We start from the raw sequence: 13,180 nt of genomic DNA, 5'->3' as shown, positions 1-13,180 counted from the left end.
ACAATTATCGTTTGATGTTATAGAAAGATTTTACACCATCGTAAACAGCTACTTCGCCTAGCTCGTCTTCGATACGTAATAATTGGTTGTACTTAGCAATACGGTCAGTACGGCTCATAGAACCAGTTTTGATTTGGCCAGCGTTAGTTGCAACTGCGATGTCAGCGATTGTAGCATCTTCAGTTTCACCAGAACGGTGAGATACAACTGCTGTGTAACCAGCACGTTTAGCCATTTCGATAGCTTCGAAAGTCTCAGTTAAAGTACCGATTTGGTTAACTTTAATTAAGATTGAGTTAGAGATACCTTTTTCGATACCTTCAGCAAGTTTTTGAGTGTTAGTTACGAATAAATCGTCACCAACTAATTGTACTTTATCACCGATACGCTCAGTTAATAATTTGTGACCATCCCAGTCGTTTTCGTCTAAACCATCTTCGATAGAGATGATTGGGAAGTCTTTGCAAAGCTCTTCATAGAAATCAACCATTTCTGCAGAAGTTAAGCCAGTACGGCCTTCGCCTGCAAGGTCATATTTACCAGTTTCTTTGTTGTAGAACTCAGAAGAAGCAACGTCCATTCCTAAGAATACGTTCTCGCCAGCTTTGTAACCAGCTTTTTCGATAGCTTCGATGATTACTTCTAGAGCTTCACGGTTAGAACCAAGGTTTGGAGCGAATCCACCTTCGTCACCTACTGCAGTGTTAAGACCTTTGTCATGTAATACAGCTTTAAGTGCATGGAATACTTCAGCACCCATACGGATTGATTCTTTGAATGTTGGAGCACCAACTGGTAAGATCATGAACTCTTGGAAGTCAACGTTGTTATCAGCGTGAGAACCACCGTTGATGATGTTCATCATTGGAGTTGGTAATTGTTTTGCATTGAATCCACCAAGGTAACGGTATAATGGAAGACCTACGAAGTCAGCTGCTGCGTGAGCTACTGCCATAGATACACCAAGGATAGCGTTAGCGCCTAGTTTACCTTTGTTTGGAGTGCCATCTAATTCGATCATAGCACGGTCAATACCAGCTTGGTCAGTTACATCGAAACCAGCGATTTCTGGAGCGATAATTTCGTTAACGTTGTTTACTGCGTTAACAACACCTTTACCAAGGTAACGAGATTTGTCACCGTCACGTAATTCTACTGCTTCGTGCTCACCAGTAGATGCACCACTTGGTACGATAGCGCGTCCGAAAGCGCCGCTTTCTGTGTAAACTTCTACTTCTACAGTTGGGTTACCACGAGAGTCAAGGACTTCGCGAGCATAAACATCAATAATTGTTGACATAATAAATTCTCTCCTTTTTATATAAGCAAATTATTTAATAATTGTTTTACCTGTCATTTCTTTCGGTTGCTCAACACCAAGAAGTGTAAGCATTGTTGGAGCGATATCACCTAAGATACCATCTTCACGTAATTCTACGTCGTTCTTAGTAACGATGAAAGGAACCGGGTTAGTTGTATGAGCTGTCATTGGCTCTCCTTCAGAAGTTAATTCTTCATCCGCATTACCATGGTCAGCAGTAATAAGTGCTACACCATCTTTTGCAAGAATCGCTTCTACAACTTTTCCTAAACATTCGTCAGTTGCTTCTACTGCTTTAATTGTTGGTTCCATCATCCCAGAATGGCCAACCATATCACAGTTCGCAAAGTTAAGAATGATAACATCATGTTTATCATTTTCGATTTCATTTACTAAAGCGTCCGTTACTTCGTAAATGCTCATTTCAGGTTTCAAGTCATACGTTGCAACCTTTGGTGAGTTAATTAAGATACGCTCTTCTCCTGGGAATTCAGCCTCACGACCACCGCTAAAGAAGAATGTAACGTGCGGATACTTTTCAGTTTCCGCGATGCGAAGTTGCTTTAATCCCGCTTGCGCAACAACTTCACCTAAAGTGTTATCAAGGTTCATTGGCTTGAATGCCACGTAACCATCTACAGTTTCACTGAAGTGTGTCATACATACGAATTCTGGAATGTGAGGTACTTTTTCACCACGATCGAACTCACGGAAGTCTTCGTTTGTAAATACACGAGCAATTTGAATTGCACGGTCTGGACGGAAGTTATAGAAGATAACTGCATCATCATCATTGATTGTTGCAACTGGCGTGTTATCTTCGTTAACAATTACAGACGGCAATACGAATTCATCATAGATACCGTTCGCATAAGAGTCTTCTACACACTCTTCTGCTGATTTATAAGTAGGGCCTTCACCATTCACCATAGCACGGTAACATTTTTCTACGCGATCCCAACGCTTGTCACGGTCCATGGAGTAATAACGACCAGAGATAGTCGCGAATTGTCCTACTCCTGTTTCTTTAATTACTTCATTTGTTGCATCGATATAGCTTTGTGCTGTTTTTGGTCCAACATCGCGGCCATCTAAGAATGCATGAATGTATACTTTCTCAACGCCTTCTTTAGCTGCTAAGCGAAGAAGAGCAAACATATGGTTCATGTGACTGTGCACACCACCGTCAGAAAGTAAACCGAATAAATGAAGTGCAGTACCTTTTTCTTTTACGCTTTTAATTGCACTTTGGAACGTTTCGTTCTTATCGAACTCACCTTCACGAATTGCAACGTTAACGCGTGTTAAGCTTTGATATACAATGCGGCCAGCACCGATATTTAAGTGACCAACCTCAGAGTTACCCATTTGACCTTCTGGAAGACCTACTGCCTCGCCACAAGCTGTAAGCGTTGTGTGAGGGAATTTGTTCCAGTAACCATCAAAATTAGGTTTCTTAGCTTGTGCTACAGCATTCCCGTAAGTTTCTTCACGAAGTCCGAAACCGTCAAGAATGATTAAAGCTGTTGGCTTTCTCATTTTACCGCCCCCAGAAGACCTAAGAACGAAGCAGGCTCTAAGCTAGCACCGCCAACTAAAGCGCCGTCGATGTCAGATTGTGCCATATACTCTTTAATGTTTTCTGGTTTTACGCTACCGCCGTATTGGATACGAACAGCTTCTGCAGCTTCTGGAGAAACAGCTTCTGCAACAACTTTACGGATGTGCGCACATACTTCGTTTGCATCTGCAGAAGAAGAAGATTTACCTGTACCGATAGCCCAGATTGGCTCATAAGCGATAACAGTTGCTTTAACTTGCTCTTCTGTTAAACCTGCAAGTGCTTTTGTCACTTGACCTGCTACTAGATCAAATGTTTTTCCGCTTTCGCGCTCTTCTAAAGTCTCACCACAACATACGATTGGTGTTAAACCATGTTCAAATGCTGCGATAGTCTTTTTGTTTACTGACTCATCTGTTTCAGCAAACATTTCACGACGCTCAGAGTGGCCAAGTACTACATAGCCAACTTTTAAGTCGCTAAGTGCTACTGGGCTAATTTCGCCAGTGAATGCACCATTTTTTTCGAAGTGCATGTTTTGTGCACCTACTTGTAAGTCAGTTCCTTCAGTTGCTGCTACAAGGCGCTCTAAGAATAGAGCTGGAGAGCAAACTACTGCATCAACAGCTGAAGCTGCTGGGATTTGACCTTTAACTTCCTCTACGAAGCTAACTGCTTCAGATAGAGTTTTATTCATTTTCCAGTTACCTGCGATAATTGGTTTACGCATGCTTTGCACCGTCCTTTTTCTTTGGCTGCTACTTATTTGTCGTTAAGACAAACTACACCTGGAAGCTCTTTACCTTCCATGAATTCTAATGACGCACCGCCGCCAGTAGAAATGTGGCTCATTTTATCAGCCATACCGAATTTTTCAACAGCTGCTGCAGAGTCACCACCGCCGATAACAGAGTATGTATCTTCTGCATCTGCTAATGCTTGTCCTACTGCTTTTGTACCTTCTGCGAATGGAGTCATTTCGAATACACCCATTGGTCCATTCCATACAACAAGCTTAGAATTTTTAATTACATCTGCATAAATTTCACGTGTTTTAGGACCGATGTCCACGCCTTCCCAGTTAGAAGGGATAGAGTCGATACCAACGATTTTAGTTGTTGCAGTTTCAGAGAATTCCTCAGTGATTACAACATCAACTGGCATGTAGAAGTTTACGCCTTTTTCTTTTGCAAGTTGCATAAATTCTTTAGCTAGTTCGATCTTGTCGTCTTCACATAGAGATAGACCAATTTCATGACCTAAAGCTTTAACGAATGTGTAAGCAAGTCCACCACCGATGATTAAGTTATCTACTTTGTCTAATAGATGACGAATTACACCGATTTTATCTTTTACTTTCGCACCACCGATAATAGCTGTAAATGGACGTTCTGGGTTAGAAAGTGCTTTACCAAGTACATCTAACTCTTTTTCCATTAATAGACCAGATACTGCTGGTAGGTAGTCTGCGATACCTGCTGTAGAAGCGTGAGCACGGTGAGCTGCACCGAATGCATCGTTTACGAAGATGTCAGCAAGTGCTGCAAATTCTTTCGCAAGTTCTGCATCGTTCTTTTCTTCGCCCGCATAGAAACGTACGTTTTCAAGAACTAATACGTCGCCTTCGTTCATTGCTGCAACCATTTCTTGTGCAACTGGTCCGAATGCTTCGTCCGCTTTTTTAACGTCTTTACCAAGAAGCTCACCTAAACGTGCTGCTACTGGAGTTAAACGCATTTCTTCTACTACTTGACCTTTTGGACGGCCTAAGTGACTTGCTAAAATAACTTTCGCACCTTGCTCTACTAAATATTGAATTGTAGGAAGAGCTGCACGGATACGAGTTTCATCTGTAATTTTGCCTTCTTTCATAGGTACGTTGAAATCAACGCGGCAAAATACACGCTTACCTTTTAAATCTACGTCACGAATTGATTTTTTGTTCATTGGATTTCCCTCCGACTACTAGTTAGGATTGACAAAACCCACTCAAAAGCTTAACACATTTGCTTTTAAAACGAAAGAAGAGAGAGAGGGAACAAACCCTCTCCCTCGTTTTGTCATTGATAACTTATATAATTAAGAATTAAAGACCTTTTGAAGTCATGTAAGCTGCTAGGTCTACTACGCGGTTAGAGTAACCAGTTTCGTTATCGTACCAAGAAAGTACTTTAACCATGTTACCTTCCATTACCATTGTAGATAATGCATCGATTGTAGAAGAAGCTGTACATCCGTTATAGTCGATAGATACTAATGGCTCTTCGCTGTATCCAAGGATACCTTTTAATTCGCCTTCAGCTGCTGCTTTGAATGCTGCATTTACTTCTTCAACTGTTACTTCTTTGTCAAGTTCAACAACTAGGTCAACTAGAGAAACGTTAGCAGTTGGAACACGTACAGCGCCACCGTTTAATTTACCTTTAAGTTCTGGTAATACTAATGCTACAGCTTTAGCTGCACCAGTAGATGTTGGGATCATGTTTTCAGCTGCTGCACGAGCACGACGTAAATCTTTGTGTGGTAAGTCTAAGATTTGTTGGTCGTTAGTGTAAGAGTGAATTGTTGTCATCATTCCGCGTTTTACGCCGAATTTTTCGTTTAATACTTTAGCGAATGGAGCTAGACAGTTTGTAGTACAAGAAGCGTTAGATACTACGTTGTGGTTAGCTGCATCGTATTGTTCGTGGTTAACACCCATAACTACAGTGATATCTTCGTCAGAAGCTGGAGCTGAGATGATAACTTTCTTAACTGATCCACCTAAGTGTTTCTCAGCGTCTGATTTTTTAGTGAAACGGCCAGTAGATTCTACTACTACTTCTACTCCGTAGTCGCTCCATGGTAATTGAGCTGGGTCACGCTCAGCGATAACTTTAATTTCTTTACCGTTAACAACGATGCTGTTTTCGTTAGCAGATACTTCTGCATTTAAAGTTCCGTGAACTGTGTCATATTTTAAAAGGTGAGCTAATGTTTTAGCATCTGTTAAGTCGTTGATTGCTACTACTTCTACCTCAGAGTTGTTAAGAGCTGCGCGGAATACGTTACGTCCGATACGTCCAAATCCATTAATACCAATTTTAGTCATTTGAATTTCCTCCTTGGGGGATTATATTAAAGGGTAAAACCCTTTGTTAACTGTTTTGCTGCACCTTCATCTGTAATTAGAATTGAAGTGTGCCCTTGTTTAATTACAGCCTGTATTGCTTTTGCCTTTGAAGAACCTCCAGCGACTGCAACAACGTGAGATACATTTTGTAAATCCTCTAGTTGCATACCAACTGTTCTTACTTTATGAACAACATTTCCTTCTTCATTAAAGTAGTAACCGAAAGCTTCGCCAACTGCTTCGCTTGCCTGAATCTTTAACCAATCTGCTTCTGAAGTACTTCTGCGACGTGCCATTGTTAACGCATCACCTATTCCATGAATGACGATATTGGAAGATCGAATCAACTCAAGAACTTCTTTCACGGAAGGCTCTGTCACAATAGACGCATATGCTTCGCTACTAACATGGTCTGGAACATACAATAAGCGATAATTACTCATCGTATTTTGCGCCATCTTGGCACAAATGGTATTGGCTTCTAATTCGACGCCTTCTCCAATTCCACCACGTGCTGGGACAAATAGCATATGTAAATCTTTGCAATCAAGTTGCATCATGTCCGCAGCAGCAGCTAGCGTAGTTCCTCCAGCCACAGCAACGATATTATTCGCTGTCAGACGGTCTTTTATACAAGTCACACAAGCACGGCCCATCTCCAGTTTGACCCAAGGTGATTCATCACTATCACCAGGGACAACGAAAACTTCATCCAAGTCTAATGTTTCCTTAAGTTGCTTTTCTAAAACCTTTAACCCGGAAATTTCTTTCATAAAGTCTTCCAAAGCAAGAACTAAAGCTGTTCCTTCTTCTGTCAAAGTCATTCCAGAAGAAGCGACGTGAACTAAGTTTTGTTCTTTCAAAACTTGAACTTCACTTCGCAATACTCGTTCTGTCATACCGAGACTTGCTGATAAGTTTCTTCTTCCAATCGGCTGCATGAGCCTAATGTATTGAAGAATTTGCATTCTCGTTTGCATAACAGGTAGCAGATCAGGTAATAATTTTTTTGTGTTCTGAATCCATGAGCGCATATCTTTTCTCCTCACTACATCGGTTCATTTTTCCTTCGTGGTCACTTTACGTCCCGTAGTGACATTTTGTGTCCCACATAGGTTAAAAAAATAATCCCTGCTACGTGTATTATTGTAACAGGAGATAGAAACTTATTCAACTCTTAACTGCATTCTTTATATAGTTTATTATGACACCTTTGTGAATGTTACCATATTCTACTTGTTTTCCGTCCATTTCTACAACCGGAATCATTAAGTGATATTTTTCTAAAAGGTCATTATCTTCATATATATCTATTTCCTCGATTTGAAAAGAATATTCACATTGTACTTCCTTTAAAACTTGTTTCGCCTTCACGCAAAGGCCACAATCTTTTTTAGTATACAGTACAACTTTCATCTTCTTCACCTATCCGATCGTTTTTCGTAATGACGAAGCTGGGATATGCATTTGTTCTCTATACTTCGCCACTGTTCTTCGAGAAATAACAATTTCATGCTCTTCTTCTAATAATTTTGAAATCTTTTGATCTGAAAGTGGCTTTTTCTTATCCTCTGCCCCAATTAGCGTTTGAATAAATTGTTTTACACGTTTTGTAGAAACTGCTTCATCTTCAGTCGTCGAAACGGCATTGCTAAAGAACGATTTCATCTCAAATAAACCGTGTGGTGTTTGAACATATTTATTTCGCGTCGCACGACTAATTGTCGATTCATGCACACTTAACTCTTCCGCTACCTCTTTTAAAGCGAGAGGTCTTAAATACTCTGGACCTTTCCAGAAGAAATCACGTTGTTTTTCCATAATAATAGTCATTACTTGCAGCAATGTCTGTTTTCTCTGCTTCAAACTACGCATAATCCACTGCACATGCTGATACTTTTCTGATACGTAAGATGCTACTTCACTTTCACTATTATTAAGAAGCGCACTATATTCAGAATGAATTTCAATTCTCGGCATATTTCTCTCATTCATTTGTAAAACGAGGCGATCGCCATCTTTTTTCACCGCCATATCAGGTACAATGTAAAGTGGTTTATCTGAAGAAAACGCAAGACCTGGTTTTGGTTGTAATGACGTTATACAATTTACCGCACTCTGCAATTCCTCATTACTACACTTCAACACTTGAACGAGCTTTCGCCAATCTTTCTTCACGAAATAAGCGAAATGATCTTCTACAACCTCTTCTGCTAATCCATTACGTCTTTGTAAGCGCTTCAATTGCAAAGTTAAACATTCCTGAATATTACGCGCCCCTACCCCTGCTGGTTCCAGTGATTGGACAAGCTCTACAGAGCGGTCGACTACATGAATGGGCGCAGAAAGGAGCTCTGCTAACTCTTCATTCGTTTCTTGTAAATATCCATTTCCATCCATGTTCATAATAATGAAAGAAGCTACTTTTCGCTCTTCTTCATCTATTTTATAATACTGTATTTGATTTAATAAATGTTGCTGAATCGTTGTAGAATCCACACTGTAGATCTCCATCTGATTCTCGACTTGTTTGCTGGTACTTTTACTGTTGTTAGAGCTCTTTTTCTTCTCCCTCTCAAAACCACCTAACTCAATAAGGGGATTCTCTAACGATTGCTCATACAAAAACTCCGATAATTCTTGTACATTATACTGGAGCATTGTAATCGCTTGCCTTAACTCTTGTGTCATTGCCAAACGTAAGCTTTGTTCTTGTAAAAGACTTGCCTTCAAACTAATCTCCCCCTTGTTTCTATTGTACAATAAGTTTGGTAAAAGGAGAATCCTCACGCAGACACCCATTCCAAAATATTATTAATTTATATGTATTAATGAGATTTACAACTTACAACCGAAATTTGAATAATATTGAAAGAAAATAATAAAGTTAAAAATTATTATCAAGTACTAATAGTAAATCTTATCACTAGATATAACAAGAGGGAAATAAAAAAAGTCCTAACCTACAAAACGTAAGTTAGGACTTTTTGACGCGCCCAGAGGGATTCGAACCCCCGGCAGACGTGGTACCGGAAACCACCGCTCTATCCGACTGAGCTATGGGCGCATGATTATAGAAAACACTTCATTTTCTTCTCATAATAATAGCAATAAAATCCATCTAAATCAATAAAAATATCCCCGTAATACCTTATGCATCTTAGCTAAAAGCATATAAAATCTATTTCACCCCTAAATTTTCCAATCATAAATTCACCCCAACTCACAAATTATAATCTTTGAATTGATATTCCAAAGGGGGCTTCATTCAATGACTGTAATTACAAAATTAAAGCAAACTGTTTCTGGATTAAAAAGTGCACAAGCCAGCTTAGAGGGATTCGCTCTTGATACGGATAACCAACAAGCGAAGCAACTTTTCCAAACAGCTGCGCAGCAAACACAAACGATTATCGATTCTTTAAACCCACGCGTTGAAGAAGTCCAGCAAGAAGAACCACAATACTCACAGCAATAACGAATCAGTCTTGCTGTGAAATAGAAAAAGGATGATATGCAGTCATCCTTTTTCTATCACATTACATATTGCAATAGAAATGGAATGATAATTATGCGAAAACTCGGCCTCATAACCGCATTATTTGCACTTCTATTTAGCTCTTTTACCGGATGTGATAATAGTCCTTTAGATAAAAAAGTGAAAGAAGAAGCAAAACGAACGGAGAAAGAAAAAGGTCCAAAGTTAACAAAGACGAGTACGGAATCCTTTAATCAATCTATATCACAAGGAGCGAAGAAAAGAGCTCTCGCTATGGATGAAATTATAAAAAGCACAGCAGTGAATTCAAATTTAGATCTCTACATAGCAGTTATACCGGAGCATCACGAAAGGTTTGGATTAAAACCTCTTCGTAAGAAGCTTCAAAAGCAGCTAAGTGATGAGCATCCTACTTTCGATGTTCGTGTCAGTACAGATAAAAAAATCTTTATGTTACTCGAAAAACTCGAAAGAAAAATTAAGGAAAAAGAAGTATCTAAAGATGAAATTAATAAACAATTAAAATTCATTGGTAAAAAAATGGAGTCTAACACTTAACGCTTTTTAAAAGAAAAGGAAGGATTGCAATGGCTAGTAAAGATAAAAACTTAACCCCTGTACAACAGGAGTATAAAAAATTCGAACAAGAACGCGAACCGAAACGACCTGTCTTAAAAAATTGTATAAAAGCCTTTTTCGTCGGTGGTTTTATTTGCTTCATCGGACAACTCATTTCTACTTTTTACATCACATATTTTGATTTCACTGAACGCTCAGCAGGCAATCCAACAGTCGCAACTCTCATTTTCATCTCCATGTTGCTAACTGGATTTGGTATATACGATCGTTTTGGACAGTTTGCTGGAGCAGGTACAGCTGTACCTGTTACTGGATTTGGTAACTCTGTTATTGCCGCATGTATTGAGCATCGAACGGAAGGATTTGTCCTTGGCGTTGGCGGCAATATGTTTAAACTAGCTGGTTCTGTTATTTTATTTGGTGTATTTTCCGCTTTCGTCATCGCACTTATCAAAACGATTCTCGTTCAATGGGGAGGGCTATAAATGTTAAAAGGACACCGAACGTGGGTATTTGAAAACAAACCAGTTATTATTTCGACGGGAGTCGTTGGCGGACCGTTTGAAGCAAAAGGGAAAATCCCAGAAGATTTCGATACCCTCCATGAAGATTTATGGCTCGGACAAGATTCCTATGAAAAAGCACATAAAATTTTATTTGAAGAAGCTTGTAGCCGCGCCACCGAAAAAGCAAAACTTCGTAAAGATGATATTCAATTTGTACTGGCAGGCGATTTAATTAATCAAATTACCCCTACAAGCTTTGCTTGCCGTACACTGGGCACTCCTTATCTCGGACTATTTGGCGCTTGTTCTACTTCTATGGAAGGTTTAGCACTTGGAGCAAGTATCGTAAATGCAAAAGGCGCAAAATATTTATTAACCGGGGCATCAAGCCATAACACCGCTGTAGAAAAACAATTCCGCTATCCTACCGAATATGGCGGGCAAAAACCACCTACCGCGCAGTGGACAGTAACCGGAGCAGGAGCCGCTATTTTAAGCGATACTGGACACGGTCCTAGGGTAACATCTGCCACAATCGGACGAGTGGTTGATATGGGATTAACAGATCCGTTTAATATGGGAGGTGCAATGGCTCCAGCTGCCGTTGATACAATTGAAGCCCACTTACGCGAACGCCAAATTGATGCCTCTTACTACGATTTAATCGTAACGGGTGACCTCGGACATGTCGGTCGCGAAATTGCTTATGACTTACTACATAAACACGGAACGAAAGTAACGAGCGAACAGTTTCAAGATTGCGGGTTACTCATTTATAGAGAAGGGCAACCTGTTATCGCTGGTGCTAGCGGACCAGGATGTTCTGCAACGGTCGTGTACGGTCATTTATTAAACCGAATGAAAAGAGGAGAGTTCAAAAAAATACTTGTCGTTGCGACAGGCGCTTTACTATCTCCACTTACATTCCAACAAGAAGAAACGATTCCGTGTATCGCTCATGCCGTTTCGATTGAATTTGGAGGTGCAACGCAATGATTTTTTTCTGGGCTTTCGTCATTGGCGGACTCATATGTGTAATCGGCCAACTTATGTTTGATGTCGGCAAACTAACACCCGCCCATACAATGGCAACACTCGTCGTTGCCGGAGCTATATTAGATGGATTCAATTTGTATGAACCATTAATTGATTTCGCTGGAGCTGGGGCAACCGTACCTATTACAAGCTTCGGTAATGCCCTCGTTCATGGCGCAATGGAAGAAGCTGCAAAACATGGCATCGTTGGCGTTATTACCGGCATGTTTAAAGTAACGAGCGCCGGTGTATCAGCAGCTATTATTTTCGGCTTCATTGGAGCATTGTTATTCAAACCGAAAGGATAAGAGGTGTTTATATGACTGTTATTGCTAGCGTAAAAACTTGCCTCGCTAGTGTAAGGGGAGCTCAAGCAAGCTTAAGTTCCCTTTCGCTAAACTCTACAGACGATGAAGCAAAACGCGTATTTCATGAATGTATGTTAGAAATGGACAGCATCATCGCTGATTTACAGGATAGGGTTTCATTATTAGAACGTGAAGAACCTCAATATAAAGGGTTTTAAGTAGACTGGAGGAAATGACTATGTCTCACCTGCCGGAATGGACACTTGTTATCCTTCGCTCTGTATTCATATTAATCATTTTATTCACTATTACAAAGTGCTTAGGAAAAAGGCAAATCTCTCAGCTTTCCTTTTTTGAATACATAGCAGGAATGACAATTGGCGATATCGCCGCTCAAATAGCTACAGGGCTTGATCAAAAGTTTTTCCACGGTGTCTTTGCCATACTTATTTTCGCCTCAGTACCCTTCTTTGTCGGAATTCTCTCCCTAAAAAACAAAACGGCTAGAGATTTTTTTGAAGGGAAGTCTACAGTGTTAATAAAAGATGGCAAAGTACTTGAGGATAATTTAAAGAAAGAGAAATATACAAGTGATGAGTTACTTGAACTTCTTAGAGGAAATGGTGCATTCAGTATAGCTGAAGTCGAATTTGCTGTCTTAGAACCGAGTGGAGAATTAAATGTATTATTAAAGAAAGATTCTCAGCCACTTACAGCAAAAGATCTAGGTTTAAAAGTGCCAAATGAAAAAGAACCACAAACTGTTATTATGGATGGAAATGTACTAGATGAACCTCTTTCAGCAAGCGGACATAACCGCGCTTGGCTACATTCAGAATTAGAAAAAATCGGTGTTGTTATTGAAAATGTCTTCCTCGGTCAAGTGGATTCATACGGACAACTTACTATCGACATTTACAATGACAAACTCCAAATGCCTTCTCCTCAAAACAAACCTTTATTATTAGCATCTTTAAAAAAATGTCATGCTGATCTTGAACTATTTTCCCTAGAAACAAAGTCGAAGTCAGCAAGCGAAATGTATAGTAAAAACGCGAAACAAATCGAAAAGATTTTAAATAAAGTAACCTATCTTTTAAAAGACTAATTATCGAAAGAACGCTTCAGTTAAAAGGCGTTCTTTTCTTTTTTCTCCAGTTTTCGTAACGTTTAAATTTATGTAATTCGGTTATGATGTTGAAGATACATAAGCAGGGAATTTCGAAAACATAGCGAATATTTCATGGTACAACTACATA

15 protein-coding genes and 1 tRNA gene are annotated in these 13,180 nt (G+C 39.7%); 7 read left to right on the top strand and 9 right to left on the bottom strand.

Annotation, left to right across the window (positions count from 1 at the left end; translation table 11 throughout):
* Positions 1 to 4 precede the first annotated feature (4 nt).
* From eno to ACTFO4_RS11860, 9 genes are all read right to left on the bottom strand, one after another.
* The gene (gene eno / locus ACTFO4_RS11900; RefSeq protein ID WP_000103955.1) at positions 5 to 1,300 is read right to left on the bottom strand and encodes a phosphopyruvate hydratase; all 1,296 of its coding nucleotides are present in this window, start codon (positions 1,298 to 1,300) and stop codon (positions 5 to 7) included.
* Positions 1,301 to 1,330: 30 nt separating this feature from the next.
* The gene (gene gpmI, locus ACTFO4_RS11895) at positions 1,331 to 2,860 is read right to left on the bottom strand and encodes a 2,3-bisphosphoglycerate-independent phosphoglycerate mutase (RefSeq protein WP_001231152.1); all 1,530 of its coding nucleotides are present in this window, start codon (positions 2,858 to 2,860) and stop codon (positions 1,331 to 1,333) included.
* Positions 2,857 to 3,612: a triose-phosphate isomerase gene (gene tpiA, locus ACTFO4_RS11890; protein ID WP_001231038.1), complete on the bottom strand. Its 756-nt coding sequence runs from the start codon at positions 3,610 to 3,612 to the stop codon at positions 2,857 to 2,859. Before tpiA ends, gpmI begins: the two co-directional genes overlap by 4 nt.
* Positions 3,613 to 3,644: 32 nt before the next feature.
* A complete protein-coding gene (locus ACTFO4_RS11885) occupies positions 3,645 to 4,829 on the bottom strand; it encodes a phosphoglycerate kinase (RefSeq protein ID WP_001036350.1) in 1,185 nt (394 codons plus the stop codon).
* Between the two features lie 139 nt (positions 4,830 to 4,968).
* On the bottom strand, positions 4,969 to 5,973 hold the full coding sequence (gene gap, locus ACTFO4_RS11880) for a type I glyceraldehyde-3-phosphate dehydrogenase (protein WP_000161236.1): 1,005 nt from the start codon (positions 5,971 to 5,973) through the stop codon (positions 4,969 to 4,971).
* Between the two features lie 26 nt (positions 5,974 to 5,999).
* Positions 6,000 to 7,028 (bottom strand): gapA transcriptional regulator CggR, encoded by a 1,029-nt coding sequence (cggR, locus tag ACTFO4_RS11875; protein ID WP_001258185.1) that lies wholly within the window; start codon positions 7,026 to 7,028, stop codon positions 6,000 to 6,002.
* A gap of 136 nt (positions 7,029 to 7,164) precedes the next feature.
* A complete protein-coding gene (locus ACTFO4_RS11870) occupies positions 7,165 to 7,410 on the bottom strand; it encodes a glutaredoxin family protein (protein ID WP_000869726.1) in 246 nt (81 codons plus the stop codon).
* Between the two features lie 9 nt (positions 7,411 to 7,419).
* A complete protein-coding gene (gene rpoN / locus ACTFO4_RS11865; protein WP_000647959.1) occupies positions 7,420 to 8,727 on the bottom strand; it encodes an RNA polymerase factor sigma-54 in 1,308 nt (435 codons plus the stop codon).
* A gap of 258 nt (positions 8,728 to 8,985) precedes the next feature.
* Positions 8,986 to 9,061, bottom strand: a tRNA-Arg gene (locus ACTFO4_RS11860).
* A 204-nt stretch (positions 9,062 to 9,265) separates the two neighbouring features.
* Between ACTFO4_RS11860 and ACTFO4_RS11855 the strand changes: the two genes are divergently transcribed.
* From ACTFO4_RS11855 to ACTFO4_RS11825, 7 genes are all read left to right on the top strand, one after another.
* Positions 9,266 to 9,472 (top strand): DUF1657 domain-containing protein, encoded by a 207-nt coding sequence (locus ACTFO4_RS11855; RefSeq protein ID WP_000216166.1) that lies wholly within the window; start codon positions 9,266 to 9,268, stop codon positions 9,470 to 9,472.
* 93 nt (positions 9,473 to 9,565) lie between these two features.
* Positions 9,566 to 10,051 carry a YhcN/YlaJ family sporulation lipoprotein gene (locus tag ACTFO4_RS11850; protein WP_001228543.1) on the top strand — a complete coding sequence of 162 codons (486 nt, stop codon included), beginning with the start codon at positions 9,566 to 9,568 and terminating at the stop codon, positions 10,049 to 10,051.
* 29 nt (positions 10,052 to 10,080) lie between these two features.
* On the top strand, positions 10,081 to 10,557 hold the full coding sequence (spoVAC, locus tag ACTFO4_RS11845; protein WP_000146953.1) for a stage V sporulation protein AC: 477 nt from the start codon (positions 10,081 to 10,083) through the stop codon (positions 10,555 to 10,557).
* Entirely contained in the window at positions 10,558 to 11,574 is a 1,017-nt protein-coding gene (gene spoVAD / locus ACTFO4_RS11840; protein ID WP_078420896.1) for a stage V sporulation protein AD, read from the top strand. It abuts the gene before it with no gap.
* A complete protein-coding gene (gene spoVAE, locus ACTFO4_RS11835) occupies positions 11,571 to 11,921 on the top strand; it encodes a stage V sporulation protein AE (RefSeq protein WP_000575919.1) in 351 nt (116 codons plus the stop codon). Before spoVAD ends, spoVAE begins: the two co-directional genes overlap by 4 nt.
* Positions 11,922 to 11,932: 11 nt before the next feature.
* Positions 11,933 to 12,139 (top strand): DUF1657 domain-containing protein, encoded by a 207-nt coding sequence (locus tag ACTFO4_RS11830; RefSeq protein WP_000215913.1) that lies wholly within the window; start codon positions 11,933 to 11,935, stop codon positions 12,137 to 12,139.
* A gap of 20 nt (positions 12,140 to 12,159) precedes the next feature.
* A complete protein-coding gene (locus ACTFO4_RS11825; RefSeq protein WP_000018930.1) occupies positions 12,160 to 13,029 on the top strand; it encodes a DUF421 domain-containing protein in 870 nt (289 codons plus the stop codon).
* Positions 13,030 to 13,180: the final 151 nt, after the last annotated feature.

Origin of the sequence: Bacillus cereus group sp. MYBKT14-1 (assembly GCF_051915185.1) — a bacterium.
Classification (GTDB): domain Bacteria; phylum Bacillota; class Bacilli; order Bacillales; family Bacillaceae_G; genus Bacillus_A; species Bacillus_A cereus.
Note: the sequence above shows the minus strand (reverse complement) of the source record. Positions and strands in the feature narration are given on the sequence as shown.